We start from the raw sequence: 26826 nt of genomic DNA on the forward strand, positions 1-26826 counted from the left end.
GCAGATGTGGAAATGATGTGCGGATATGCAGATGTGCGGATGAATAAATTAAAATATAAAATTAAAAGTCTCCCCTTTAGGGGAGATTTAGAGGGGCAAAGGGGCAAAAATGCACGAGATAGAACCATATTATAAATGGCGCGATGATTATGTAGCAGCGGAGGATGAGTATTCGCCGTTTTATGCTACGGAGTATAGTGAGTTCGAGTTTGATAAACAGGTTTACAATTACTTGCTGCACCCGCAGTGGGATTCATTTGGCTCAAATACCTTGTATATGAAGGTGTTGTTTGCTGACTATGAGCGTGGCTACTCGATAATTGAGTTTATCGGTGAGTGGAATGATGCTATCAACAACGACATTATGTTATTGAAGCGCGAGATTTTGGAGCTGATGATCGATAACGGCATCAATCATTTTATTTTGATCGGGGAGAATGTACTCAATTTCCATTCTTCGGATGATTGTTATTATGAGGAATGGTTCCAGGATGTGGAGGATGGCTGGATAGCCGGAATCAATTTCAGGGACCATGTAATTGACGAGTTTAAACGGAACAATATTGACTACTATATCAACTTCGGCGGCGTGCTCGACGACTTGAACTGGCGGACTTTAAAGCCTTTGCAGGTGTTTAAAAAGGTTGAGGAACAACTGACAAAAAGGCTGAATTGAGCATTGGGGTACGAGAATTGATATATTGACGTTAGTATTTGAAATTATGAGCTATCGGGTGTGAAACCGAAATTAAAAATCTCGCATCTCTTGTCTCAAATCTCATAACTACTAATTACATTTGAACAATAAATCTTTAAAACAAAAAATGGAAATTAACAACCCTAATTACGATTTCAACAACGTAATACAAATTAATGATACTGATGCCTCACGTAAGTTCTTAGCGAGCGTATTTATGTGGATGTTTGTGGCATTAGGTGTTTCTGCCGGAATCGCCTATTTATTTAATGCCGACCAAGGTTTGCGGTCGATAATTCAGGATCCAACAACAAATAGCATAACAGGTATCGGCCTGCTGGCAATGATATCACCGCTTATTTTCGTTTTGGTAATGCGCTTCGGACTAAACCGTTTATCATACGGTGTACTGGCACTTATTTTTGTAGCCTACGCTGCCGTAACTGGTATTAGCTTTAGCATTATACTTAAAGTATACACAGATTCTTCTGTTTTAGGCGTGTTTTTGACGTCGTCGGTAGTATTTGGTATAATGGCAATTGCCGGTTACACAACTAAAACAGACCTTACCAAATTTGGTTCTATTTTAATCATGTTCCTCATAGGTATTATTGTGGCATCGTTAGTAAATATGTTTATACACAGCACTGGGTTAAACATGTTAATCAGCTACATCGGTGTTGCTGTATTTGTAGGCTTAACAGCATACGATGTGCAAAAGCTAAAACAAATTGGCGCCGGCTTAACTTATGGCGATGCTACAGCATCGAAGATGGCGTTGATGGGTGGCTTAACGCTGTATCTTGATTTTATTAACCTGTTCCTTTTCTTACTGCGTATTTTCGGCAGAAGAAGGTAATCAGCATAAGTACTTTTATAAAAAGCCGGTGAGGAGACTTAATAAATTTTTATTAACCTTTTTACCGGCGTTTTTATTGATGGTAAGCGTGCAGGCAGCAGCGCCGCACATCGATACCGCCCGCACCCGCGAAAAGGCCAAACAAGCGCTGGCATTTTGCCGCCAAAAAGGCTTTGATACCAAATATTGTATTTTAATTGATATGAACCTGCCCTCGGGGGTCAGGCGTTTTGTGGTGTGGAATTTTGGCAAAAATAACATCCTGCTTTCGGGCCTGGTAAGCCACGGCTGCGGCAAAATGCCATGGTCGGGCATGTGGTCAAAAGATAAGCCAGAGTTTAGCAATGCGGATGGCAGCCATTGCACGCCGCTGGTCAAATACAAAATAAACAACCGTGCTTATAGCGCCTGGGGTGTTCATGTAAAATATTATTTAGATGGATTGGAAAATACCAACAGCAATGCGTTGGTAAGGCAAATCGTGTTCCATTCCTGGGAAGAAGTAGCCGAAAATGATGTTTACCCGTTCGGTACGCCCGAAGGCTGGGGCTGCCCTGCGATTTCAAACAATACCATGAAAATTGTAGACGGGCTATTGTGTAAACAGAAAAAGCATTGGCTGATGTGGATATACTGCTGAAGAGCCAAGAGTCAAGAACCAAGAGTCAAGAAGCGCAAAAAACAAGAGTCAAGAACCAAACCAAAACCTAAAGGTGGAATGCGGATTTTTCTGTCTTGGCTCTTGATTCTTGACTCTTTGCTCTCGTTCTTTTCTTATCCTATGACAACTAAAACCTATTGCAACTTATTTCATTAATACGCATCTTTGTGATGCTTATGGAGAAAGACGGAGGGACAGACCCTGCGATGTCTTAGCAACCTGTACTTACAAGGTGCTACATTCTACCCGGCAGCCAAACGGCCCCGGGAAAGATAAGCGAAAGTCAAACTAACACCCGACTTTTCGAGATAAGCTTTTTACAGTTTGCAGTTGCCAGTTTGCAGTTAACTAACTGTGATGTTATAGTCGCAAACTGCGAACTGGTAACTGCAAACTGGCAACTGCCAACTGAACAAAATGGATATTAGAAAAGAATTAGAGAAACGCATCCTGGTTATTGACGGGGCAATGGGGACGATGATACAGCGCTACCAGTTGAAGGAGGCTGATTTTCGTGGGGAAAGGTTCCGTAATCACCAATCGGATTTGCAGGGCAACAACGACCTGCTGAACATAACACGCCCGGATATTATCAAAGCCATTCATGCCGAATATTTGGATGCGGGTGCAGATATTATCGAGACCAATACCTTCAGTACACAACGTATATCGCTGGCCGACTACCATATGGAAGAGCTAGCTTACGAGCTAAGCTACGAGGGTGCCCGCATTGCCCGCGAGGTTGCTGACGAATACAATAAAAAAACACCCAACAAACCACGTTTTGTTGCCGGCGCTATCGGGCCCACAAACCGTACTGCTTCTTTATCACCTGATGTAAACGACCCGGGTTACCGCGCCGTTACTTTCGACGATCTTGCCGAAGCTTATTATGAGCAGGTGAGGGGTTTGGTTGACGGTGGTTCGGACTTGCTGATTGTTGAAACCATATTCGACACATTGAATGCGAAAGCAGCTTTGTTTGCAATTGACCGTTACCGGAACGAATGTAAGGCTGCCGGCAAAGATTTTGTACCTTTCCGTGGCTTAGGTGCCATCATGATTTCGGGTACAATTACCGATGCATCAGGACGTACCCTGTCGGGCCAAACCGTTGAAGCTTTCTGGGATTCGGTGAGTCATGCTAATTTGTTATCTGTTGGCTTGAACTGTGCTTTGGGTGCAAAAGAAATGCGCCCGCATATTGAAGAATTATCTGAAAAAGCTAATGTTTATATTTCGGCTTATCCAAATGCTGGGTTGCCAAATGAGTTTGGTCAATATGACGAAACTGCGCACGAAACAGCGCACCAGGTTGATGATTTTATAAAAAACGGGCTGGTTAATATAGTTGGCGGCTGTTGCGGCACTACGCCGGAGCATATTAAATGTATTGCTGAAAAAGCTGCTAAATATCCGCCACGCAGGATACCCGAGATAGAACCTTTCATGAGGTTGAGCGGACTGGAAGCAGTTACTATTACGCCTGAAACTAATTTTGTAAACGTAGGTGAGCGTACCAACATTACAGGTTCGCCAAAGTTTTCGAAGCTGATTTTGGCCGAAGATTATGAAGCTGCCTTAACCGTTGCCCGCCAGCAGGTGGAAGGCGGCGCCCAGGTTATCGACATTAACATGGACGAGGGCATGATTGACTCGGAAGCTGTGATGGTGAAATTTTTAAACCTGGTGGCATCCGAGCCAGATATTGCCAAACTGCCGATAATGATTGACTCATCCAAATGGACGGTTATTGAGGCTGGTTTGAAATGCATCCAGGGTAAAGGTATCGTAAACTCGATATCGCTGAAAGAAGGCGAGGATAAATTTAAAGAGCAGGCCCGCAAAATACTAAGCTACGGCGCGGCCACAGTTGTAATGGCTTTTGATGAAACCGGCCAGGCCGACTCGTTACAGCGCCGCATTGAAATTTGTAAACGCTCGTACGATATATTGGTGAATGAAGTAGGTTTCCCGCCGCAGGATATCATTTTCGACCCAAACATTTTAACGGTTGCTACCGGGCTGGAAGAACATAATAACTATGCAGTTGATTTTATTGAAGCTACCCGCTGGATAAAGCAAAACCTGCCTTATGCTAAAGTAAGTGGTGGGGTAAGTAATATTTCGTTCTCGTTCCGCGGTAATAATACGGTACGTGAGGCTATGCACTCGGCTTTCCTGTACCACGCCATAAAGGCAGGGATGGATATGGGTATCGTAAACGCCGGGATGCTTGAAGTTTACCAGGAGATACCGAAAGATTTGCTGGAGCTGGTTGAAGACGTATTGTTAAACCGCCGCACGGATGCTACCGAACGCTTGGTTGAGTTTGCCGATACCATAAAAACAAAGGGCAAAGTTATTGAGCGCGATGAGCAGTGGCGCAAAGGAACGGTGCAGGAACGCTTATCGCACGCCCTGGTTAAAGGTATAATTGAATACCTCGACGACGACGTGGAAGAAGCGCGCCAGGCATATGCCAAACCGCTGGAAGTTATTGAAGGCCCGCTGATGGACGGTATGAATATAGTAGGCGACCTATTTGGTGCTGGTAAAATGTTTTTGCCGCAGGTGGTGAAATCAGCCCGTGTAATGAAAAAGGCTGTGGCTTATTTGTTGCCGTTTATCGAGCTGGAAAAGCAGCGGGTTATTGATGCCGGCGAAGACAGCAGCGGGAGCAGGGCCAACGCCGGCAAGGTGTTGATGGCTACCGTAAAAGGCGATGTGCACGATATTGGTAAAAATATTGTAGGTGTGGTGCTGGCCTGCAATAACTTCGAGGTGATTGACCTTGGGGTGATGGTGCCCGCCCAACGCATTATAGAAGAGGCAAAAAAACAAAATGTAGATATTATCGGCCTTAGTGGGTTGATAACACCATCACTGGATGAAATGGTGCACTTTGCCAAAGAGATGGAGCGCGAAGGTTTTACGATCCCATTGATAATTGGCGGGGCAACTACCTCGCGTATACATGCAGCAGTAAAAGTGGCGCCGAATTATTCCGGGGCGGCAATCCACGTACTGGATGCATCGCGTAGCGTAACTGTTTGCAGCAGTTTGATGAACAGGGAAAATCGCGAGGGCTACATACAGGGAATAAAAGATGAGTATGAAAAAGCACGCGAGGCGCATTTAAACAAGCGTTCGGATAAACGTTTCGTAACTATAGAGGAGGCACGTAAGGGTGGGTTCCAGATTAGCCTGGATGGTGATGTGGCGCAAAAACCAACTTTTACCGGCACTAAAGTATTAGAAAACTTTCCGCTGGAAGATCTGCTGCCATACATCGACTGGACACCATTTTTCCATACCTGGGAATTGCGCGGCAGTTACCCGAAAATATTTGCCGATAAATTTGTGGGCGACGAAGCCAAAAAGCTTTTCGACGATGCGCAGGTGTTATTGAAAAAGATAGTGGATGAAAAATTGCTCCAGGCCAACGGCGTAATCGGTTTTTGGCCGGCTAACAGCGTTGGTGATGATATTGAGCTGTACACCGACGAAAGCCGTAAAACCGTGCTTAAAACCATTCACACCTTGCGCCAACAGGCAGAGAAAGTTAAGGGTGAACCATACTATGCACTGTCGGATTTTATCGCCACAAAAGAAAGCGGCGTGCCCGATTACTTTGGAGGTTTTGCAGTAACAGCGGGCTTGGGCTGCGATGAACTGGTAGCCGAATTTGAACGCGACCATGACGACTACAACAGCATAATGGCCAAAGCCCTTGCCGACCGATTGGCGGAAGCCTTTGCTGAAAAAATGCATGAACTGGTTCGTAAACAATACTGGGGTTACTCCACAGGCGAGCAGTTAAGCACTGATGACCTGATCAAAGAAGAATACCAGGGTATTCGCCCGGCGCCGGGTTATCCTGCCTGTCCGGATCATACCGAAAAAACAACGCTGTTTGAATTGCTGAAAGCTGAAGACAATGCCCACATGCACCTTACCGAAAGCCTGGCTATGACACCGGCCGCTTCAGTAAGCGGGTTTTACTTCGCACATCCACAGGCCCGGTATTTTGGTTTGGGAAAGATTGGCAAAGACCAGGTTGAAGATTACGCAAAACGAAAAGGCATGGATTTGGAAACCACTGAGAGGTGGTTGGGTCCAAACCTCAACTATTAAAAATATAAAACTTTGTCATTGCGAGGTACTAAGTAATCTCGTAGCTATGCATGTCCGCCTTGCACAGTTCGCGATTGCTTAGTACCTCGCAATGACAAGATAGAAAAAATACCATATCTGAATCATACTAATGAAGATTGTTGACCATATTAAAAACGCAAACGGAAAAACACTATTCTCGTTCGAACTTATTCCACCGCTAAAGGGGCACAGCATACAAGGTTTGTACAATGCGATAGATCCGTTGATGGAGTTTAAGCCGCCATTTATTGATGTTACATCGTTGCGTGAGGACTTTATTTATAAACAGCACGATAATGGTTTGCTGGAGAAGCTGAGCTATCGAAAACGCCCCGGCACCATTGCAATTTGTGCAGCTATAATGAACAAGTATAAGGTTGATACCGTTCCGCATTTGCTGTGTGGCGGCTTTACTAAAGACGAAACCGAGAACGGCCTTGTCGACCTGCAGTTTTTGGGTATCGAAAACGTGTTGGTGTTGCGTGGTGATGCCCGTATAGCCGACGCATCATTTGTGCCAACTCCCAACGGGCACTGTTACGCTACCGATTTGCTGCAACAGGTTGTAAATATGAATAACGGCATTTACCTGCACGAAAACCTGGGCGAGAACCTTAAATCAGATTTTTGCGTCGGTGTTGCCGGCTATCCCGAAAAACACTTTGAGGCGCCAAACCTTAAATCGGATTTTAAATACCTGAAACAAAAAGTTGATATGGGCGCCGGGTTTATAGTTACCCAAATGTTTTTCGACAACCAGAAATACTTTGATTTCGTGAATAACTGCCGCGCAAACGGAATAAATGTTCCTATCATTCCCGGGCTGAAACCAATTACAACATCAAAGCAACTGGTTAATCTTTCCAAAACATTCCACATTGATATGCCCGAGGATTTGTGCGATTTAATAACCGGTTGCAAAAACGAAAAAGATGTAAAAGAAGCGGGTATTGAATGGATGATAAACCAATGTAAAGAGCTGATGGCGTTCGGAGTACCTGTGCTGCACTTCTACACCATGAGCAACGCCGGGCCTACCAGGAAGATTGCGGAAGCGATATTTTAGGGCGCACTTACTACTATCGTCATTGCGAGGAACGAAGCAACCTCTACGCGTGCTAATTAAGAAGTAAAAAATTTATGGCGACCTGTCAGCCGCATTTTGGTATTCATAAACATTCCGGTTCCTGAATGTCCTGTGTAGAGGTTGCTTCGTTCCTCGCAATGACGAGCGGAAAATGCTGCACTGGAAAAGACTGCGCGTAAAAAAAGCCGGCTGCAAAGACACAGCCGGTTAATTGATATTTTTCTTCACCATGGTCCGTCGTCTATGGACTAATCTACCACACCTTCGTCCTGTCCTCAGGTTTTTTATACAGCTTATCGCCAGGCTTTATATTAAATGCTTTGTACCAGGCGTCAATATTTGTTAAAGGCGCCATCGTGCGGTATTGCTCTGAGATTTAAGGTCAAATCCGGCGTTTTCGGGTTGTCCTTGTTTTTTGTGTGCACCTGGGCAAAAGCGCTGGCCGAAAGGCATAACAAACCCGCCAGCATAAAGTGTTTTATGTTTTGTTTCATAATCAGCTACGGAAAAACTAAAGTTAATAAATTACGAAGCAAGGCTGCAAGCCGGCAGGGGGGGATGGTTACTTATTAAACCATTTTATCAAAAAAGATGATCGCGCTCTTTTGAGTATTTCCAATAAAAAACGGTGTAAATGCAGTGTTTTAGCGAACATTTCGCGTTGTTTATAGATTAAACTTTTTAATTGTAAAAATATTGTGGCAGGCGGGAAGAAGTCCATGGACCATAGTCCATAGACCATCGAAGCGTATGGAATGACGGTAGCGCTACTTTACGGCGCTTTGATATACTTTCCGGTAAAAACTATGGTCTATGGTCTATCGACTATGGACTTTCTTTTTTAAATTTGCACCCTATGAGTATTTCTAAAACATACCTGCCGCAAGAGACTGAAGAAAAATGGTACAGCTACTGGTTAAAGCACGATTTTTTTAAATCGGTGCCTGATGAACGCGAACCTTATACTGTTGTAATCCCTCCGCCAAATGTAACAGGTGTGCTGCACATGGGGCATATGTTGAATAATACCATACAGGATGTACTGGTTCGCCGCGCGCGTATGAAAGGCAAAAACGCCTGCTGGGTGCCCGGCACCGACCATGCCAGCATTGCTACCGAAGCAAAAGTTGTTGCTATGCTTAAAGAGCGCGGCATCAGCAAAAAAGACCTTACCCGCGAGGAGTTTTTGGCTTATGCCTGGGAATGGAAAGAAAAATACGGCGGCATCATCCTCGATCAGCTAAAAAAACTCGGTGCATCATGCGATTGGGACCGCACCCGCTTTACCCTTGAGGACGATCTTTCTGCTGCGGTTATAGACACCTTTATCCATCTGTATAAAAAGGGCCTAATTTACCGCGGAGTTCGTATGGTAAACTGGGACCCGCAGGGCAAAACTGCGGTAAGTGATGAAGAGGTTATACGTAAAGAAGTTAATCAGAAACTTTATTATATACGGTATAAAGTCGTAAGTTCTGAGTCTGAAGCCTTGAGTCAGGATTACTTAACAATAGCTACAACTCGTCCTGAAACCATTATGGCTGATGCCGCTATCTGTATCAACCCTAATGATGAGCGCTACACGCATTTGCACGGAAAGAAAGTATTGATACCGCTTATTAACAGGGAAATTCCTGTTATACTGGACGAGTACGTTACCATGGATTTTGGTACCGGCTGTTTAAAGGTAACCCCGGCGCATGATCTGAATGACTACGAGTTGGGCCAAAAGCATAACCTGCCAGTTATTGATATTTTAAATGACGACGGTACGCTGAACGAAAAGGCGCAAATACTGGTTGGTGAAGACCGTTTCGCGGCGCGTAAAAAAATAGCTGTCCTGCTTGAAGCTGATGGTTATTTAGATAAGATTGAAGACTACAAATCGCAGATTGGATTTTCGGAACGTACGGATGCGGTTATTGAGCCAAAGCTATCTATGCAATGGTTTTGCAAAATGACCGAAATGGCGCAGCCTGCTTTGGACTATGTGCTGAAAGGCGAAATAAAGCTAATACCTGACAAGTTTACCAATACCTACCGTTACTGGATGGAAAACGTGAAGGATTGGTGTATAAGCCGCCAGCTTTGGTGGGGACAGCGAATACCTGCCTGGTACCTACCAAACGGCCAATTTGTAATTGCCAAAAGCAAGGAAGAAGCATTTGAGGAAGCAAAAACCAAGAGTCACGGAATTAGCATAGATGAATTGGTGCAGGAGGAGGATGTAGTCGATACGTGGTTTTCGGCCTGGCTGTGGCCGATATCGGTATTTGATGGTTTTAAGGACCCGAACAATGCCGATATCAACTATTATTACCCTACTAACGATTTGGTTACTGCGCCAGAGATACTGTTCTTCTGGGTAGCCAGGATGATTATGGCCGGGCATGAGTTTAGGGGCGAGGCGCCGTTTAAAAACGTTTACTTGACGGGGATAGTAAGGGATAAGCTGGGTCGCAAAATGTCGAAATCATTAGGCAACTCGCCGGACCCGTTGGCATTGATAGAAAAATTTGGCGCTGACGGTGTTAGGGTAGGGATGCTGCTTTGTTCGCCCGCAGGTAACGATTTGATGTTTGATGAAAGTTACTGCGAGCAAGGACGGAATTTCGCCAACAAAATATGGAACGCATTTAAACTGGTTAAAGGCTGGGAGGTTGACGAAAAGCTTGAAAGCCCGAATGCCGTTGCCATTGAATGGTTTGAAAGCCGTTTCAACCAGGCTTTAACAGAGATTGAAGGCAACTTTACGCAGTTCCGCCTTTCTGAGGCTTTAATGAGTACCTATAAACTGGTATGGGACGACTTCTGTGCCTGGTACCTGGAGATGGTGAAGCCGGCTTACCAGCAAGATGTTGAAAAACAAGCTATTGATAGTAAAACCTATTCGGCTACGGTTCGTTTCTTTGAGAATATCCTGAAAATACTGCATCCGTTTATGCCATTTATTACCGAAGAGCTGTGGCATGACGAGCTGTTTGGGGCGAGATCTGAATTTGATTGTTGCATAGTTGCCCAATTACCGAAAGGTGGGCAAATAAATACCCGGCTGCTTGATGAGGTGGAAATTGTGAAACAAATTATAACGCAGGTACGCAACATTCGTAATGCAAAACAAATATCACCAAAAGAAAAATTGGGTCTTTCGGTTAAAGCAAACTCGCAGGTTGATTATAAAGTTTATGAATTAATTATAACTAAACTCGCCAACACCAGCGCGCTTGATTTCGTTACCGACAAGCTGGCACAGGCTGCGGGCTTTATGGTCTCAACCGATGAGTTTTATGTGCCTTTGGAGGAGAAAATTGACCCTGTTGAAGAGTGCGCAAGACTGCAAAAAGAGAAGGATTATTTGACTGGATTTTTAAAGGCGGTTAACTCAAAGTTAGGTAATGAGCGCTTTATGGCTAATGCAAAACCCGAAATTATTGAGGTTGAGCTAAAGAAAAAGGCCGATGCGGAAGCCAAGTTGAATATAATTGAAGAAGGCATGACGGCTTTGGCTTGCTAATTGCATATCTGTTTGCGATAAATTATGATGAGCAGGGGGTTTACTTTTCTACACCTCTTGCTAATATTGAATTTTATAGGCAACTTTAACAGATTAGTGCTACATTAATGAGCAAGGACGCGGACTTTTTTAACTTTTCCTTATCCAACATACTCTCGACCGAACAATCCATCCTCGACAAGGCTCGTATCCGCCTGCTTTATTATGGCCTTTGGATAGTGATGGTAGTTGTAGCGGGCTTGTTTCTAAGCGTTTATTTTCAACACCTTGAGTTTTTAACGGTTACCGCAGCAATTGTTTTTTTTTGCGTTGTATGCCTGTTTAAATACCTTACTTATAAACCTGAATGGCGGGTGATATCACATGCGTTGCTGATAATTGCAACGTTGATAAATTTATCCAATGTTTTTATTACCATTCAAAAGGTTGATATTATTACCATACAGGTTATTTTGCTGGTGCTGTTGTTTAGTTATTACATGCTTGGGCAACGTGCCGGGTTAGGGTATTCGTTACTTAATATTATTCCGGTACTTGCCTTTTATGTTTTAAACTATAATCAAAGCTACTTTATCCCACTAAGGCCCGAGGAACTTGACCAGTCGACAATCATCATTAGTATGTTTGCCAACTTTATTATTATCATTTATATCCACAGCCATTTTTACAGTGCATTCTTGAAAAACATCAAGGAGCTTAAGCAAACCAGCGAGGACCAGGCGGTTCTGAACGCCAAACTGGAACTGACAATAAGCAAAGCCGAAAAATCATCACAGGTAAAATCAGAGTTTTTGGCTACCATGTCGCACGAGATCCGCACTCCCCTGAATGCAATAATAGGGATGAGCAACCTGATGATAATGGCTAACCCGCGACCAGATCAGAAGGAAAATCTTAACGTTTTAAAATCCTCGGCAAATAACCTGCAATCTATCGTAAACGATGTACTCGATTTTAACAAGATAGAGGCAGGCAAGGTGATTTTCGAGACCGTGAAATTTAACTTCGTTGATTTAATGCAAAATATTTGCGGTGCACAAAAGCTAAAGGCAGAAGAAAAAGGACTGTCATTTACTTTAAAAATAGACCCGGTGCTTCAAAAAAGGGTGCTTTTTGGCGATCCCACCCGGCTTACACAAATACTGTTTAATCTTGTAAGCAACGCTATTAAATTTACCCGCGAGGGCAGCATTTATGTGAAGGCGTTTTGCTACGAAGACCGTAACAATAAATTAAGGATCACCTTTACCGTTAAAGATACCGGTATCGGCATCGACAAGAATAACCTGCAAAGCATTTTTGAACCCTTCACCCAGGAATCAATAACTACAACGCGTCAGTACGGCGGTACAGGTATGGGGCTTGCAATTGTAAAACGCCTGCTCGAACTGCAGGGGCTGCACATGCACGTATCAAGTAAGGTAGGCGAGGGTTCGGAGTTTTCGTTTAATATGGAGTTCCAGGTATCAAACGCAAATATCAACGAAGTTGGCGACAAGCATCCGCTGTTGCAAAACACCGACAGCCTAAGCAACCTGCGGATATTAATTGCCGAAGATAACCCGGTGAATGTATTATTGATGAAAAAGCTATTATCCAAATGGAAAATTGCGCCCACCATTGCGGAGAATGGACAGAAAGCAATTGAAACTTTCCAGAATGGCGATTTCGACATTATATTAATGGATCTGCAAATGCCGGTAATGAATGGTTTTGATGCGTCGATGGGGATCAGGAAACTACCCAATCCCAAAAAAGCAAACGTGCCTATTATTGCATTAACTGCTGCAGCATTGTTGGATATTGAAGAGCAGGTGTTAAATGCTGGTATGAATGACTACGTATCAAAGCCATTTAAGCCGGAAGAGCTGATGGAGAAAATTCAGAACTTGGTTTTTGCTGATGCCGGTCATAGTGTTGCGTAAAACGGCATTTCTTCAATAAATTTATAATCCCTTTCTTCGAAATTAATAACGCAGTAATAATGCTGCAGCCCGTTGGTAATCGCCAGCAGCTTTACTTTGTGCACCATATTATACCGGGCCACCTGGTCGAAGGTTTTTTGGTCGATGGTTACTGACGGGGCTTTGCACTCAACTAATAAAATTTTTTCGCCGGCGGGATTATAAACCACAATGTCGGTACGCTTGGCCATGCCATGCAGTTTATGACCACCCTCAAGCTTAATAAGCGATTTGGGGTAGTTTTTTTGATTTATTAAATACTGTACAAAATGCTGGCGCACCCATTCTTCGGGAGTGATGATAATGTCCCGCTTCCTGATAACATCAAACAATGTTAGCTGTCCGTTAGCATCGGTTATTTTGAATGGATAGGGCGGGAGATTAAGCGGCAACAGCAAGTCCATACTGCGAAAATGGTTATTTTATGAGGAGAATCCTAATTTGAATTGGTGAGTAGTTGATTAAGTTGATTAAGTGAGTAGTTGTTATAACCATTCACAATTCTCCGCTCACCACTCACCAAAAATCACTATTTTGCACCCTGATATGAGCGCCGCAGATATTATAAAGGATCTTAAAAATAAAAAGTACAAGCCTGTTTATTTACTACACGGCGAGGAGCCTTATTTTATTGATCTGGTGGGCGAATACGTGGAGCGCAAGTTACTATCTGAGGCCGAAAAAGGCTTTAACCAAACCGTTTTTTATGGCAAGGATACCGATATAATGACGGTGCTGGGCGCGTCGAAACGTTACCCGATGATGGCCGACTACCAGGTTGTATTGGTGAAGGAAGCCCAGGATATGAAGTGGGGCAGTGACGATGCTGATAAAAAAAGCATAAACCCTTTGCTCAGCTACCTGGAGAACCCGTTGCCCAGCACCATACTGGTGTTTTGCTACAAATACGGCAAATTTGATAAGCGCAAAAAAACTTATAAGGCCATTGAAAAAAATGGGCTCATTTTTGAGTCGGCTGCTTTGTATGACAGTAAGATACCGGCATGGATTGAAGGGTTCGTAGCCGAAAAAGGTTACAAAATAAATCCGCAAGCCTCGCTGATGCTATCAGAATACCTGGGTAACGACCTGTCGAAAATATCAAACGAACTGGAAAAGCTGATGCTGAATGTGCAGGCCGGGCAGGAAATTACGCTAAAGCATATCCACGACAATATCGGCATCAGCAAGGAATATAATGTTTTTGAACTGCAGGCAGCCCTTGGCCGCAAAGATGCCCTTAAAGCTAACCAGATAATCAATTACTTTGAGGCAAACCCAAAAGCAAACCCTATTGTACTGGTGCTCGGCAACCTGAACAATTTTTTTAGCAAGGTGCTCACTTATCATTATGTAAAGGACAAATCCCCGCAGACGCTTGCCCGGGAACTAGGCGTTAGTCCATATTTTATAAAAGACTATGAGCAGGCAGCCCGCAGCTTTAACTATGCCAAAACCATGCAAATTATCAGCTACCTGCGCGAGTACGATTTAAAAAGCAAAGGTGTTGACTCCAATACCGACCATGGCGGGCTGATGAAGGAGTTGGTGTTTAAGATTTTGCATTGAAAAAATACAAAAGAAGCGGGGCCTGTTTTTAAACGATGCCAGCGGTAAGCCAAGGCTTAATATCTACATCAATAAACAAATCAGACCGTTATCGAAACTTTGGATGAAAACGGTAAAGTAGCGTAGTAATGAAGATCGGAAGACTTACGAAGGTTCGTAACCTTCGTAAGTCTGAAATTTAACTAAGGTTTTGCTATAAATTTATCGGGAGTCATCCTCACCCTGTCGTTGGGCATGCTTTTTATTTCAAACCCCAGCGCTATTTTACCATTTTTTCCGTCAATGGTAAACATAACGTCCTCGTCCTTGCCATCTTTTTTCATGGTGCCTTGAATTCCCGAATTCCCGGTTTTAAATGGCACAGGCCAACTACATTTGTAAGTTTTAACAATGCCAGCCATTCTCTGGGTACCGTTTACCGAGATGCTAAAGGCAGCTTTGTTTATTTCAATAACTACGGGTTGGTCGTCGCTTCCTATTAGTTTACCAGTGGCGTCAACATGGTTTGTTTTTGACGAGGTTAGCACAATTGTTTTGCCGCATTGTGCAAAGCTTGCGGCGATTATACCCAACAGTAGTGTTAATGTTAATAATATTTTTTTCATATCAGTTTTTCGGTACGTAAGATAATTGCTAAACTTTCTCTGTAAACTTATCAATACCGACTTTTATCTTATCGCCAGGTTGGCTTTCCATTTCAAACAGCAAGGTAACTTTTCCGTCTTTACCTTCAATGGTAATGGTAATATTTTCGTCTTGTCCGTCGTGGTCGGCGGTAGCTTTTATTACTGTTTTGCCTTCTTTAAACGGAACGGTCCAATTGCAGGTATTTGATTTTATTGGGGCGGTTATTTTATGCTCGCCGTTTACACTGATATCTACAGCGGTTTTGCTGATGTCAATAACCGCGGTTTCATCGTCGCTGCGGGTAATGGTTCCCTTTTCGTCGAGGTGATTAGTTTTTGATGAGGAAAGCTCTACTGTCTTTTCGCACTGAGCAAAGGTTACGGCAGTTAATCCTATTAATAATGAAAGTGTTAAAATGATTTTTTTCATGATCGTGGTTTTATGTTATGTGTTATAAATTTATTCGTTTTTTATTTTCTCGTCTTTTCTGACTTCCGGCTTCCTCTCATTTCCCTTTTAAAACATTGCTAATGCCGTCGCACATTTTTTTGATACGGAGGTATGAAGCAGTTGAGTTTTTGCGTTTGTCAAGCTCAATCTTCAGTTCTCCCGGCGATTCTTTTACGTAGAAATTTGTTTTATCCGCAAGGGTGGTGGTAACGTTAAAATAATCATGGGTCGACTTGAAAAGCCCATTAGGCGCAATGCTGTAATTAATATAATCCTGCACTCGTCCGGTTACGTCTTCGGCGAATGATGCCGTGTAGGTATAGTAGTCGTCGGTGTTTTTTACAGATATTGAGATGTCGCCGTTGCTCCGCTGATATTTTATCCAGCCCACAAAAATGCTCAATGCCACCAGGCAAAAAGCGGCTATAAAAAAGCTAGCTTTCATGTTATTGGTTTTTTTAGGGTGATTGATGATGATGCTCATTATTCTTTAAGGGAGTGCTTTTATATCCCTACTTTACAAAGATATATGTTTAATACAGTAATATGCAATACATAGTTCTATAAAAAATTACAATTTTGTCTTAACTATTTAGTAATGAGCACGATTATTTTTTTAAGGGGTACTGAAATCGAAAAGAATCTAGCATTAGCCCTATTTTAAACTTCCATGGGCTTTTGCATGCCTTACTTTTTCAGTTTAAAAGACCATAAGATGACTATTACTGCAAATCTGGTGGAACAAAAAATGCGTAATTTCCGTATAAATGGAGGTTAAATGCTGCTTTGACAGTTTTAATCTTACACCATATACCAGTTTACTTAATGATTATTGACGAAAAGCGTTTACACGATGTTGCCCGTTTTATTGATTTGGATTTTGAAAATGACGCCGAGCTGCTGGAAATAGTTGAGCTGGCGTCGGCTGTAACCGCGTCCCCGTACGTGTTAATCGCTTTGCAGGGTTATGATTCTTTGCACCTAAGGGTTAGAAAGGGTATTGATTTAACGGAGATACCTGTCAAAGGCAGCCTCTGCACTCAAGCTTTTCAGCAAGCAGATGTGATGATTATTGCCGACACTTTGAATGATCCCTATTGTATTAGCAATCCAAATGTTTCGGGTGGGCTCGGTATTCGTTTTTTTGCCGGAATGCCGCTAATTACAGCTACCGGCGAAAGGGTTGGTGTACTCGCCGTTTATGATGTTAGCCCTAAAACGCTCGACGACCACCAACGCCTCGTGCTTAAAATATTGGGTGCCCAGGCTTTGAAAACCCTTGAATTAAAAGCGGGGGTTGAGCTGCTCCGGAAAAAGCAACAAGAGCTGGAAGAGCAAAAGGAATTTAATAATGATGCATCTATAAGGCTGCGCTCATTTTTTGAAAGTTCTACCAATTTCCATGTACTGCTTGGTAAAAGCGGTGAAGTTATTGATTTTAATAAAACAGCGGTTGCTTTTGTGCGCACCGTGCATAACGCTAAACTGTTGCGCGGCGATCAATTTGTAAAATACCTGCACCCTGCTTTTGTCAGCACCTTTTTGCAACGCTATAACGAGGCGCTGGAAGGTAAAAAGTCATTCGAAGAAGGTTCAACAGATTATGATGATATGGGCACTATCTGGTGGGAAGCGGCGTTCGAAGCCGCCCGTGATAATAATGATGAAATAATTGGCATATCGTACCTTATCCGCAATGTTACGGAACGCAAACTCAAAGAGAAAAAAATTATCGACCAAAATACATCCCTTTTAAAAATAGCCCACATACAGGCCCATGAGTTCCGCGCACCGCTGACCTCGATAATGGGCTTGATGGGATTGATTAAAGATGCCGACTACGAAGCTCCCCGCGAATACCTGGAAATGCTGAGCGAAGCAGTGTATGCGCTGGATGATAAAATAAAATCAATAGTTGCTGATATTGATAATACGGTGATTAACCCGTATGTGCCGCATTATGAGTAACAAAGCTTTATGTTTTGTAACCACTGCCTGGCTGACTCAAAAATGTGGTAATGCAGCCCGGTAAAACGCGGCGCGGATAATCAGCCCGGCGCAGGTATTGTCGGCTTTGGTAGTCGTATTAAACTTTATGCCGGTTCGCCAGTCTTCCGGTGCCTCGGCATGGAACCCGACAAGCATTATCCACCCTTCACCATATGTGCCTTGTACAATGGCAGGCGTGCCATCGGGGTATTTGCCGGCTACAGCGCCCCAGCCGGTAAATTGCGGTCCATCCTCCCAGTACTGATCCTGTGCGGGCGCACCGGGAGTGGTAATAGCCACCGCCTTGCGGGTGCCCTGGTTTTCGGCAGCGTAAAAACCAAAGCACACGCCCGATGCCAGGTTAAAACCATTATAATAGGCTGAACTGCCGGCAAGGAAACCACCCGCGCATATGCCAAGATAATTTAGTCCGTGTTTTACCGCATTGTGTACCCTGGCTGTTGTAGCCGGTGCGAGGCTTTTACCCATGTCGATGAAATTTCCACCCGGAATAATCAGCAAGCGGTATTTTCGCATCTGCAGTTCGCTCATGTTGTTTAATTCTGAAGAATTGACGATAGTGTAGTAGAGGTGATTGTTTTTAAGAATTGCTTCAATCGCGCTGACATCATTGGGCGAAGTCCCGGTGCCATTGAATAAAAGAATTTGAGCCACGCCTCCGGTGGGTGAGTTACTTTTGTGTTTATGGTTTGTACAGGCGGTAAAGGCAGTTATTGCCAGCGAAAAAAGCACAGAAACAAAAGTCCGTCGCAACTTACCATCTGCAGTGTGCAGATTTAAATTAGGTTTGCCGATAAACTTAACTTTCATTGATGCAGGCATTTAATAACTGCAAGCTACAAAATAATAAAAACACGCCTGACAAGAAAAAGTGTTAAGCGCCGAAGATATAAACTACGCAACCAGATCGATATTAATCACCAGTTCCATAAACCTTTACAGGCCCAAGCAATCCCGACTCCAGCAACGGTGTGCTTCCCCGCAGCATATCAAAACGGAAAGCATCATGCGTTTTGGTGAACCTTTTTTCTTTTGGCAGGTTCAGATCACCAATAACGCGGTTGGCCCATAAGTTAATCACATCAACTTCCAGCAAATTGCCGGTTGGTTTTACAGCCCCAGTTATTTCAACCCGCCAGGGGGCGCACCAAAGGATGCCCAGTTTCTGTCCGTTTAACCGTACTACAGCCACATTTCTTACCGCACCGAGGTCAAGAAACAACCTTTTATTCTTTTTTATTACCGTCACATTTCCGCCAGCATCCTTACCCAAATCAAACTTTTTGCTGTAAGTAGCTGTCCCCGAATAATACTTTATGCCGTCTTCAGGCCGTTTAGTCCAGCTGATAAGTTCCGGAAATGCAGCTTTCACCGGACCGCCCCAATTCGGATCAAATGCGGCATTCCAGGGGCCATTAAGTTCACGCACTTCTGCCAGCTTAGGGAAATTACCACCGGCCGATATTTTAGCATTCAAGACTACCGGCTTACGAAATACAATGAAATATGAACTGAAGGCATCCAGCTCAATCGGCAATGTAGTAGTGGTGTTGGTTTGATTATAAGCTTTTGCCATAACAGTTTTACCCGATACCGCATCCCATATTTCGGGCAGTTTCCCGGCAACCCGGAAAGTAAAGTCGCGTGTTTGGCGTTGATTGGCGCGGTTGATAACGAAATAGATTTCCGCATCGCCGCTGGTGCGGTGGATATAATCAAACGTCCCAGGGTTTTTAGTTTGCCCCGGGAAAGTAAAGTCGGGGGCAATGTCGTCAGCAAGCAGAACTTCCTTTGGCGTTTTCCCCCAGATAATGCGCCCTTTTCCTAACCTGCGTTCCGTGCGGGTTATGCCATCCAGGCCGCCCCATATTTCCGCAGCTATCTTCCGTACCTGTTCATCGCATTGAGGGTAATTTTTCAATTCGGCGGAAACATCCGGCGGCGAACCGATAACTGTTGCGCCCGCGGTTATCATTGCCCGCAATTTCGTAATAACCGGCAGCGACATTGCGTTAGATGGGATAGGGGACACCGACAGCCCCTGGTAAGAACCAACCTGTTTAGCAACTTCCGGCGATGGGGAAGTGCAATTTTGCAATACCAACAGCCGGTAGCTCATGCCATCGGGCAAAACAATACGGCCGTCTTTTACCGACATCCTATTCAACAAAACGTCGGGATTACTATAATCACAGTCGTAGCCCGGGCCCAGCGTGGGGATATCGTATTTCGGCGGCGCCAGCAGCGGTGGCCTTTCGCCCAGGTAAAAGCAAACATCGCCCACAAATTTGCCCTGCTGCAACATGTACTGGCAACGGGAAAGATAGGTGAAGAATTCCGGTGACTGCTCCCACCAGGTGATATTCGGGGTAAAATGCTGCCCAGCGCAAAACTCATATCCCGGTTTACCATCCGAAGGCGGCTGGCAGGTAGCCTGGTGAAGCATCAGGCGGTTTATACCTTCGCAAAATGCCTGGTTGGCATAGGGCTTTAAATCGGACGGGCCGAGCGACCAGTGTGTGCGGTCTTGCTCCTGTTGGGTGAAAGACTCTGCCTCTGCCTGCTGTTTGCCGTATACATGCGCCGCCGATGAAGTTTGCTTCAGATTGAGCCGCTGCATTGGGTCTTTATTATAGCCGTCCGGCGATTTATAGTGCCCGTTTACCCAAAATTCGCCTGCGAGTATATCGCTATGCCCAAAGTTTTTCAATACATCCTGCGGTGGGATGTCATTTGGACCTCCGGCTTCATTACCAACCTTCATACCATGCTGGTGACACAATTCTTCAAAACGCCCGTAAAAATTCTCGGCGATACAATCCTGTATAGTGCGGTCAAAATCGTCGCGGAACCTTGCCGATACATCTGCATTGATGATTTTATAGCCGGCCAAAACAGGCATATAACTTTCCAGCCGGTAACCACGAAACCTGGTGAATTGATTGGCGAAATCCTGGGTCCAGGTAAGCTTTCCGCATTCCCAGCTGTCAGACCACAGGTAGTCAAGCTTGCCGCCGGCCTTTTCAGCTTCGTTTATCACGAGCTTGCCTAAATGGGCGAAATAATCTTCCAGCGCCCGCCGGCTTAAGTAATCTATTTCGTATCCTTCTCCGCCTTCAAAAGTGTCCCCCTCGGGGTAAGCATGCCATTTGCTCCATGGGTGCCCGGTTAATGTGTAGCCCGTTCGCAAGATAACCCATTTGCCGTTTGGAACATCCCACTCAAGGTGACCGCTGGCGTCTAGTTTAGCCGTTAAATCGATTATGTTTTTGGGGTCGATTTGTTTGTTGCTGTCCGGCAGGGGAAATGCCTGCACCATGATATCATGATAATAACCATCTACTTTTTCAGGCTGCGGAAGCGTCCCGGAAAATTTTGCCGGCCCGGCTGTTTTCAACTCAGCAGTTACAACCTTCTTCATGGCGTTATCCTGCGTTACCGATGGGCCCATCATGGTCCATCCTCCGGCCAGGTTAAAGCCTATCTCCATATGGAGTCTTTTAGCTTCCTTTATTGCATGTCGAAAAAGCCCGCGCCACTCGTCGCCGAGGAATTTTACGCCCGGCAGCGGCGCCTTCCCCGCATATCCTCCTGTACAAATTAGGTTAACGCCACTGATCCCTTTCGCCTTAAACTGTTCCAAATCGCGTGTAATACCTTCTTTTGTAACCCGGTTAAAAAGCCACCACCAGTAAACCCGCGGTTTTGCGGAATCGGGCGGCGAACGAAATAAATTTAATAGGGTGTCGGTGCCAGGTGCGATCGTTTTATTGTGATCTTTTTCGGGGTTTACCCGCCTTACGCCATTAATATTCAAAACAAACGTTGCTGTTAAAACTATTAAAAAGCAGAGTTTCCGGAGATACATTTTGTTCATAATGCTGAAAAAGACTGAACGGGTACGATAGCAGTTTAAGCGATAGCTAATGAACTGCATTTACCGTCACACAGGGTCAAATTTAAGGGCAATGAAGCAGTAACTGTCCTGCACTGTCTTCTATCGAAATTATAAAAAACTTAATAGGAGGGAATAGGAATTTAGGTAAAAAAATATCTTTTTATTGTACAGCTACCAACAATGTCCCGGTGTTATCTGCCGGGGCGAAAGTAAAGGCGGCTATTTTAGTGCCTTGAGTACGTAAATAGTATTTTATTATACCACCTTTGGTTTCGGCATCTTCAATTTTTACGCCGATATCGGCATATTGCCTTACGGTCATAATGCCTCCGGCAAAAGCATTAAATGCAAGTATCGCGCTTTTATCATTCACATCTTTGGCTTTAAAAATAGCCACATACATGGTAATGCCTTTACTGTTTACAATAACATATTGCTCGCTGGCGCCTAAATCAAGGCCTTTTACCTTATAATATGAACTTTCATTGGCATCTTTTTGCACAAAGTCCCCTTTAAAATCGGCAAAGTGGTTGTTTATGCCCATCACCGCTTTTAGCATGTTGCGGGCAATGGTTAATGACTGAACCTGTTGCTGCTCGGTTGTTGGCAGCATGCCGAACTCCTGGGCGCTAACGCCTATAGGTACTAAGCCAATAATTAAAAGGGTGATAAAAAATAATTTCAATCGCATGCGTTAGTTCTTGTCATTAGTATACTTACTAAATATACAAGCATCATATCGCATAAAAAATGTTACTAAATGCGTATTTTTTGGTGAAATGTTAGGGGTTTTAATGTGATATAAATGTGATGGCCAGTTAAGTTTATTAATGTTTTGGCAGTCCTTAAAAGCGTTACATTAAATATTCTATACCAAGCCGGGCTTACACCCCTGCAGCTTCAATTTCTTTTATCATGGCCTGCACATTTACCGGGTACCTCGTTGCTGCCTGTTTATAACTACCGTCTTTTTTTATAATGATGTAGGTAGGGTAGCCGGTTGCTTTAACTTTTTCCATAATATCCTCTGTCAATTTATGATTGGCTAAAATATGCAGGCCCTCGATCTGGAAATATGCAATTTGTTTTTTCCACTCTTTTTCCAGTTTGGAGTCACGATTGGCGATGTATAGAAAAGTGACATTCTTCCCTTTGAAATGATCGCTAAGCTGTTTGGCATTTTTTTGTATTTCCTGTCTGCATGGGCCACACCAGGTGCCCCACATATCAACTAATACGGTTTTGCCCTTAGTGAGTTTTACCACATCGTTCATAGTATTGAGCTTTCCTCCGTTATCAGCAACAAAAATGGCCTTATTGCTGAGTGCGTTTTTTTGTTTACTAACTATCCCGGCAATTGGGTTGCTAAACCCTTTAACGTAGGCGCTTGCCGGGTATTCTTTTTTGAAATGATTAAACAGGTAAACAACCGACGGATAATCTGCTTTGTAATATACGTACTTTGTTGCCTGGCCATATTCAAATTCCGCTGCCTTGCCTGTGAAATATTTATCAATAACCTTCGCCATTAAAATTCCCTGACGCGCCTCTTTGAAAAGTTTTTCACCTTGTACAGTGTCGCAATTAAAACAAGTCTTGAAAAACAACCGCCGGTTGGTAAGATATTCGCCCCAAAGGTCACCCGAGCGCCGGATGACAACAAAATTGATGAATTGAGCGTAATTATGCGATCCTAATGCCTCATCATTACTCAAATTTACCTTCGAAAACAGGCTGTCCTGGATTTTGCGCCATTTTGGGTCCTGGTCTTTGGGTTTGCCATAAATGTTGTTTTGATATGAAAAATAATAATCGGAAATAGCCTGGTATTGCAAATTAATTGTCGTGGCTTTTATAAATCCGGACCAGCGCTTGTGCTCGGCAACATAGTTTGTCAATATGCCCTTGTTAAGTAAAAATTGCTTGTTTACGATCTCTATAACACGATCAGGCTTGGTGTCGCTTTTAAATGCCTGCAGGTCTGAACCTGCTAACATCGAAATTTCGGGCTGATTATTCTCGCTGCCCCTGCCGGTGACAATGAAATTATTATTCTTTTTCGAAAAATCAGCAGTAAGGAAAAGTTCATCGCCCGGCGAAAGGTAAATATTATAGGTTAATTCGCTGTTTGACGAAAAATATAAAACAAGACTTACCGGCTTATCGATTGTCACGGTATAGGATGCCGAATGATGTGCATCCAGGCGAAGGGCGGTATCGTTGCCCCTGGTCAGGTTGTATCGCAGCCCGGGGTCATATACTCTAATTGTTCCCTTAAAATTTTTAACGGTAATATGGACGGTCGCATTATTGGCAAAGGCTGTTATTGAATACAGCAGAACTAATAACGCTGAGATAAAAAGTTTTTTCATAGGGGGATCGGTTTAGTTATAATGTAAATGTACGGATCAATAATGGATTCCCCGCGTTAAGGCCGATTCACAAAGAGCCACGAATTTTATGAACGGACGTTAGATTAGTGATTCCATTTAACGGACCCGTTTTTAAATGGCGACTTAGCTTCACAGATTGCCAGCTCACCTACATAACCATCTTTCTTAACGTCGTCGCTAACAACCGGGCGATACTCGTTTTTGGCAACACAAAATAGCACGGCAAGGCTATGCTTGCCCGCATTGTCCTTAATGGCATATTTATATAATTTTACGGCATTCACCGCCGCTTCGTCAAAACCATTGCCGGCACCTTTTGCCACGGCTATATCACTTATTATCCCATCGTTATCAAGGTTGAAGTTCAACACTACAACGCCCCCTTTGTATGCTTTTTTTGCTTCCTGCGGATACTCAATATTGTCGAGCATATAGTTGTAAAATTGATTCGCGTAGGGTGCATCCAGGTACGAAGCGACATCGAAAATATAACCTAAGCGACTGTGAACATCTTTTGGGTTAAAAAACTGCACAATAGATGAAGCTCCCGACGGAAAAGTATACCCATACTTTTCTTTAAGCGTTTTCAAATCGGCAGGTGTGCACTTACTTTCAAAATACCAGGTTCCTTCACCGTTCTTATCGTATATCACAACTTTTGCAAATGATGTGTTGTTATTGTCACCGGGGAAGCCAACACCACTTTCGTCGTACTCATACCCTTTACTTGTGCGGGCCGTCGGATATTTATAATTGGTGATAATCAATTCTCCCCCAAATTCGGGGTCTTTGCCGAGAGAATCGGTTTTAAATATTGAGTAATCATCAGTAAAAAAATAGACGCCTATTTTTAAATGTTTGCCCGGGTCGTCGTTAACTATTCCTTTGTAAGCATTAAACCCGTTTAGCGCCAGTGCATCCAGTTTGGCGCCGCAACTCTTTACAACTTTGGCGTTGGTTATGCGGCGGTCGTTGTCCAGTGCAAAGCCAACTTCCACCAGGCCGCCTTTTTCGCCTTTGGCAGCGGTAAAATGGATATTGTCATGCAGAAAATGGTCCATAAAGTGATAGCCGTCAGCATTAACCACAGGTAAAATTGGTCGCCCGTCCCTGGTGACAAATTTTGTGCTGTCCTGAACCACCTCTACTTTAATGTTATGATCTTTGAGTAATAACAGGCTGTCGGCCTTTGTAATTGTTGCAGCTGTATAGGCAACTTTTTTGTTTGGCTGATCAATTGAAAGCTTGTCGGTTATGGTGGTTACCCCGTTTTCGGTGATTTTTAACAGTTTGCGCCGTGTGGTAAATTTTGCATTTAGCATGGCATATTTACCCGGCGATTTTAAGCTGGCAGGGGCAAGGTCCAACCAGGCATAGGTCTTACTGAACACCAGGGAAGATGCGCATAGCAGCGTAATGCAGATCGGAATTGCAACCAGGTACTTCAACCTTGCCAACTTACCCGAACGTTGCTGATTCAGCATAATGATCCGCTTTTTCAGCAGGTTATAATTGAAAAACGAATGGGTAATTGACGAACCGCCGACGCCATAGGCGTTGTTCAATAAAAACGATGCGTAGCTTAGGGCGTCACTTTCATGAGCTGCGGTTTGCTCGTCGGCAATATATTCATGTACGCTTCGTAAACTGTTTTGCAGCAGGTACACAAAGGGGTTAAACCAGTTGAATATCTTTAATAACTCGAGCAAAATAATATCGGCAGAGTGTTTTTGCCGGATGTGCACCATTTCGTGCCTGATGATGGTGTTGGCCCCGTGTGTGTCGGTGCCGATGAAAAGGTAATTAAAAAAAGAAAAGGCCACATCTGTTCCATTTAAATAGATCACCCTGTACTTACCTTCATTAACTACCTGTTTACTGCGGGTCATTTTAAACAGGGTGTACAGCTTGATAAAAAGGATACAAAGTAAAACAGCAGCGCCTGCGAGGTAGGCATACAACAAACCATCCTGCCAGGTAAAATGGCGTTCAATTACCGATGTAGCAGAAGGTGCGCCTATGGTGGGGGCATGATATTGCTCAGTAACATTTACAACCGGGGCCATAACAGGTTTAACAGGGCCGAAGGTATTTACCTGTTCAGCGGGCTTTAACGGCCTTATTGCATACACAGGTTCGGCTGTTTTAACCGACCTTAACGCGCTTACCTGCACCAGCGGCAGTATAAAAGCGACTACGCAACTGAATATCAGGTAGGTGCGGCTTAACTGGTAATGGGTATTGCGGTTTAAAAATAAGCAGTAGGCCAGGTAAAATACGCCGAGGTATAGGTTAGCTTCTGCAAGGTAATACAGGCCGTTCATTTCTTTTTGTGTTTAAGGTCTTCAATCAGTTGGGTTAGTTCGTCCAATTGCTGTACATCCAGCTTTTTCTCGTTGGTAATAAAAGACACCAGGCTTTTGTACGAGTTGCTGAAATAGCCACTCATCAGTTTGTCGAAAGTGAATTTCTTGTACTCCTCCCCGCTGATTAACGGAAAATACACGTGCGAATTGCCATAGGGCTTATGATCGACAAACTTTTTTCCCTCCAGCACGCGCACCACGGTCGAAACGGTGTTGTAGGCCGGTTTAGGTTCGGGCATAAGTTCAATAATGTCCTTCACCATGGCTTCTTTTAATTGCCATAATAATTGCATTATTGTTTCTTCGGCTTTGGTAAGTTCTTTGACAGGCATAGTAAACTAAAGGTATAGTTTACCAAATGTAAAAAACTAATCCCATAGTTTACAAACTATTTCTATAGTTTTTTTGAATCTTGAGGCAGTAGTTGTAGAACCAATGTTCCGTACGTTGACAATCACTAACTGTTCTCCACCCAAAATATAGGTCAGTTATTCGTTTACAGACTAATAAAATCCTATATACTATTCATATTTAGCCAAAATCAACAGAAAAGAAAATAACGCACCAGACACT

General features: G+C 43.7%; 21 protein-coding genes and 1 riboswitch. Of the genes, 9 read left to right on the forward strand and 12 right to left on the reverse strand.

Annotation, left to right across the window (positions count from 1 at the left end; translation table 11 throughout):
* Nucleotides 1–109: 109 nt before the first annotated feature.
* The 5 genes from NAF19_RS09810 (at nucleotide 110) to metF (ending at nucleotide 7441) form a co-directional block, all read left to right on the forward strand.
* Nucleotides 110–676, forward strand: coding sequence for a hypothetical protein (locus NAF19_RS09810; RefSeq protein ID WP_252789868.1), 567 nt, complete (start codon nucleotides 110–112; stop codon nucleotides 674–676).
* Between the two features lie 148 nt (nucleotides 677–824).
* The gene (locus NAF19_RS09815; RefSeq protein WP_252789869.1) at nucleotides 825–1556 is read left to right on the forward strand and encodes a Bax inhibitor-1/YccA family protein; all 732 of its coding nucleotides are present in this window, start codon (nucleotides 825–827) and stop codon (nucleotides 1554–1556) included.
* Nucleotides 1557–1584: 28 nt separating this feature from the next.
* A complete protein-coding gene (locus tag NAF19_RS09820) occupies nucleotides 1585–2196 on the forward strand; it encodes a murein L,D-transpeptidase catalytic domain-containing protein (RefSeq protein ID WP_252789870.1) in 612 nt (203 codons plus the stop codon).
* Between the two features lie 192 nt (nucleotides 2197–2388).
* Nucleotides 2389–2496: riboswitch (SAM riboswitch) on the forward strand.
* A 138-nt stretch (nucleotides 2497–2634) separates the two neighbouring features.
* A complete protein-coding gene (gene metH / locus NAF19_RS09825) occupies nucleotides 2635–6354 on the forward strand; it encodes a methionine synthase (RefSeq protein WP_252789871.1) in 3720 nt (1239 codons plus the stop codon).
* A 130-nt stretch (nucleotides 6355–6484) separates the two neighbouring features.
* A complete protein-coding gene (metF, locus tag NAF19_RS09830) occupies nucleotides 6485–7441 on the forward strand; it encodes a methylenetetrahydrofolate reductase [NAD(P)H] (RefSeq protein ID WP_252789872.1) in 957 nt (318 codons plus the stop codon).
* Nucleotides 7442–7715: 274 nt separating this feature from the next.
* Here the strand turns inward: metF and NAF19_RS09835 are convergent, their stop codons facing one another.
* Both NAF19_RS09835 and NAF19_RS09840 read right to left on the reverse strand, forming a co-directional pair.
* A complete protein-coding gene (locus NAF19_RS09835; RefSeq protein WP_370362866.1) occupies nucleotides 7716–7817 on the reverse strand; it encodes a hypothetical protein in 102 nt (33 codons plus the stop codon).
* Nucleotides 7795–7956, reverse strand: coding sequence for a hypothetical protein (locus tag NAF19_RS09840; protein WP_252789873.1), 162 nt, complete (start codon nucleotides 7954–7956; stop codon nucleotides 7795–7797). Before NAF19_RS09840 ends, NAF19_RS09835 begins: the two co-directional genes overlap by 23 nt.
* 362 nt (nucleotides 7957–8318) lie before the next feature.
* Between NAF19_RS09840 and NAF19_RS09845 the strand changes: the two genes are divergently transcribed.
* Both NAF19_RS09845 and NAF19_RS09850 read left to right on the forward strand, forming a co-directional pair.
* On the forward strand, nucleotides 8319–10976 hold the full coding sequence (locus tag NAF19_RS09845; RefSeq protein WP_252789874.1) for a valine--tRNA ligase: 2658 nt from the start codon (nucleotides 8319–8321) through the stop codon (nucleotides 10974–10976).
* Between the two features lie 107 nt (nucleotides 10977–11083).
* Complete coding sequence (locus NAF19_RS09850) at nucleotides 11084–12901, forward strand: ATP-binding protein (RefSeq protein ID WP_252789875.1); 1818 nt, start codon at nucleotides 11084–11086, stop codon at nucleotides 12899–12901.
* Here NAF19_RS09850 and NAF19_RS09855 read toward each other — a convergent pair.
* Nucleotides 12886–13344 carry a type I restriction enzyme HsdR N-terminal domain-containing protein gene (locus NAF19_RS09855; protein ID WP_252789876.1) on the reverse strand — a complete coding sequence of 153 codons (459 nt, stop codon included), beginning with the start codon at nucleotides 13342–13344 and terminating at the stop codon, nucleotides 12886–12888. The genes NAF19_RS09850 and NAF19_RS09855 overlap by 16 nt on opposite strands.
* A gap of 142 nt (nucleotides 13345–13486) precedes the next feature.
* On the opposite strand from NAF19_RS09855, the gene holA reads away from it, so the two are divergent.
* Nucleotides 13487–14509: a DNA polymerase III subunit delta gene (gene holA, locus NAF19_RS09860; RefSeq protein WP_252789877.1), complete on the forward strand. Its 1023-nt coding sequence runs from the start codon at nucleotides 13487–13489 to the stop codon at nucleotides 14507–14509.
* 182 nt (nucleotides 14510–14691) lie between these two features.
* On the opposite strand, the gene NAF19_RS09865 is transcribed toward holA, so the two are convergent.
* The 3 genes from NAF19_RS09865 to NAF19_RS09875 all read right to left on the reverse strand — a co-directional run bounded on the left by NAF19_RS09865 (nucleotide 14692) and on the right by NAF19_RS09875 (nucleotide 16031).
* Complete coding sequence (locus NAF19_RS09865; RefSeq protein WP_252789878.1) at nucleotides 14692–15114, reverse strand: hypothetical protein; 423 nt, start codon at nucleotides 15112–15114, stop codon at nucleotides 14692–14694.
* A gap of 28 nt (nucleotides 15115–15142) precedes the next feature.
* Nucleotides 15143–15565 carry a hypothetical protein gene (locus tag NAF19_RS09870; protein ID WP_252789879.1) on the reverse strand — a complete coding sequence of 141 codons (423 nt, stop codon included), beginning with the start codon at nucleotides 15563–15565 and terminating at the stop codon, nucleotides 15143–15145.
* A gap of 76 nt (nucleotides 15566–15641) precedes the next feature.
* Nucleotides 15642–16031: a hypothetical protein gene (locus NAF19_RS09875; protein WP_252789880.1), complete on the reverse strand. Its 390-nt coding sequence runs from the start codon at nucleotides 16029–16031 to the stop codon at nucleotides 15642–15644.
* Nucleotides 16032–16411: 380 nt separating this feature from the next.
* Here NAF19_RS09875 and NAF19_RS09880 point away from each other — a divergent pair, with 380 nt between their 5' ends.
* Nucleotides 16412–17554, forward strand: coding sequence for a GAF domain-containing protein (locus tag NAF19_RS09880; RefSeq protein WP_252789881.1), 1143 nt, complete (start codon nucleotides 16412–16414; stop codon nucleotides 17552–17554).
* A 36-nt stretch (nucleotides 17555–17590) separates the two neighbouring features.
* On the opposite strand, the gene NAF19_RS09885 is transcribed toward NAF19_RS09880, so the two are convergent.
* The 6 genes from NAF19_RS09885 to NAF19_RS09910 form a co-directional block, all read right to left on the reverse strand.
* Nucleotides 17591–18406 carry a BPL-N domain-containing protein gene (locus NAF19_RS09885; protein WP_252789882.1) on the reverse strand — a complete coding sequence of 272 codons (816 nt, stop codon included), beginning with the start codon at nucleotides 18404–18406 and terminating at the stop codon, nucleotides 17591–17593.
* A 103-nt stretch (nucleotides 18407–18509) separates the two neighbouring features.
* The gene (locus NAF19_RS09890; RefSeq protein WP_252789883.1) at nucleotides 18510–21473 is read right to left on the reverse strand and encodes a glycosyl hydrolase; all 2964 of its coding nucleotides are present in this window, start codon (nucleotides 21471–21473) and stop codon (nucleotides 18510–18512) included.
* Between the two features lie 181 nt (nucleotides 21474–21654).
* Entirely contained in the window at nucleotides 21655–22185 is a 531-nt protein-coding gene (locus NAF19_RS09895; protein ID WP_252789884.1) for a hypothetical protein, read from the reverse strand.
* A gap of 193 nt (nucleotides 22186–22378) precedes the next feature.
* Nucleotides 22379–23866: a TlpA family protein disulfide reductase gene (locus NAF19_RS09900; RefSeq protein WP_252789885.1), complete on the reverse strand. Its 1488-nt coding sequence runs from the start codon at nucleotides 23864–23866 to the stop codon at nucleotides 22379–22381.
* 104 nt (nucleotides 23867–23970) lie between these two features.
* Entirely contained in the window at nucleotides 23971–26211 is a 2241-nt protein-coding gene (locus NAF19_RS09905; RefSeq protein ID WP_252789886.1) for a M56 family metallopeptidase, read from the reverse strand.
* The gene (locus NAF19_RS09910) at nucleotides 26208–26585 is read right to left on the reverse strand and encodes a BlaI/MecI/CopY family transcriptional regulator (RefSeq protein WP_252789887.1); all 378 of its coding nucleotides are present in this window, start codon (nucleotides 26583–26585) and stop codon (nucleotides 26208–26210) included. Before NAF19_RS09910 ends, NAF19_RS09905 begins: the two co-directional genes overlap by 4 nt.
* Between the last annotated feature and the right edge of the window lie 241 nt (nucleotides 26586–26826).

The sequence above is a fragment of the Mucilaginibacter flavidus genome, from assembly GCF_024055575.1.
In the GTDB taxonomy this organism is placed as follows: Bacteria; Bacteroidota; Bacteroidia; order Sphingobacteriales; family Sphingobacteriaceae; genus Mucilaginibacter; species Mucilaginibacter flavidus.

Excerpts from the sequence above, each read along its gene's own strand:
- NAF19_RS09905 (WP_252789886.1), bottom strand. The coding sequence starts at position 26,211 with ATGAACGGCCTGTATTACCTTGCAGAAGCTAACCTATACCTCGGCGTA.
- NAF19_RS09815 (WP_252789869.1), top strand. The coding sequence starts at position 825 with ATGGAAATTAACAACCCTAATTACGATTTCAACAACGTAATACAAATT.
- NAF19_RS09890 (WP_252789883.1), bottom strand. The coding sequence starts at position 21,473 with ATGAACAAAATGTATCTCCGGAAACTCTGCTTTTTAATAGTTTTAACA.
- NAF19_RS09810 (WP_252789868.1), top strand. The coding sequence starts at position 110 with ATGCACGAGATAGAACCATATTATAAATGGCGCGATGATTATGTAGCA.
- NAF19_RS09835 (WP_370362866.1), bottom strand. The coding sequence starts at position 7,817 with ATGGCGCCTTTAACAAATATTGACGCCTGGTACAAAGCATTTAATATA.
- metH (WP_252789871.1), top strand. The coding sequence starts at position 2,635 with ATGGATATTAGAAAAGAATTAGAGAAACGCATCCTGGTTATTGACGGG.
- NAF19_RS09870 (WP_252789879.1), bottom strand. The coding sequence starts at position 15,565 with ATGAAAAAAATCATTTTAACACTTTCATTATTAATAGGATTAACTGCC.
- NAF19_RS09880 (WP_252789881.1), top strand. The coding sequence starts at position 16,412 with ATGATTATTGACGAAAAGCGTTTACACGATGTTGCCCGTTTTATTGAT.
- NAF19_RS09865 (WP_252789878.1), bottom strand. The coding sequence starts at position 15,114 with ATGAAAAAAATATTATTAACATTAACACTACTGTTGGGTATAATCGCC.
- NAF19_RS09895 (WP_252789884.1), bottom strand. The coding sequence starts at position 22,185 with ATGCGATTGAAATTATTTTTTATCACCCTTTTAATTATTGGCTTAGTA.
- NAF19_RS09875 (WP_252789880.1), bottom strand. The coding sequence starts at position 16,031 with ATGAAAGCTAGCTTTTTTATAGCCGCTTTTTGCCTGGTGGCATTGAGC.
- NAF19_RS09885 (WP_252789882.1), bottom strand. The coding sequence starts at position 18,406 with ATGAAAGTTAAGTTTATCGGCAAACCTAATTTAAATCTGCACACTGCA.
- NAF19_RS09855 (WP_252789876.1), bottom strand. The coding sequence starts at position 13,344 with ATGGACTTGCTGTTGCCGCTTAATCTCCCGCCCTATCCATTCAAAATA.
- holA (WP_252789877.1), top strand. The coding sequence starts at position 13,487 with ATGAGCGCCGCAGATATTATAAAGGATCTTAAAAATAAAAAGTACAAG.
- metF (WP_252789872.1), top strand. The coding sequence starts at position 6,485 with ATGAAGATTGTTGACCATATTAAAAACGCAAACGGAAAAACACTATTC.
- NAF19_RS09900 (WP_252789885.1), bottom strand. The coding sequence starts at position 23,866 with ATGAAAAAACTTTTTATCTCAGCGTTATTAGTTCTGCTGTATTCAATA.
- NAF19_RS09850 (WP_252789875.1), top strand. The coding sequence starts at position 11,084 with ATGAGCAAGGACGCGGACTTTTTTAACTTTTCCTTATCCAACATACTC.
- NAF19_RS09840 (WP_252789873.1), bottom strand. The coding sequence starts at position 7,956 with ATGAAACAAAACATAAAACACTTTATGCTGGCGGGTTTGTTATGCCTT.
- NAF19_RS09910 (WP_252789887.1), bottom strand. The coding sequence starts at position 26,585 with ATGCCTGTCAAAGAACTTACCAAAGCCGAAGAAACAATAATGCAATTA.
- NAF19_RS09845 (WP_252789874.1), top strand. The coding sequence starts at position 8,319 with ATGAGTATTTCTAAAACATACCTGCCGCAAGAGACTGAAGAAAAATGG.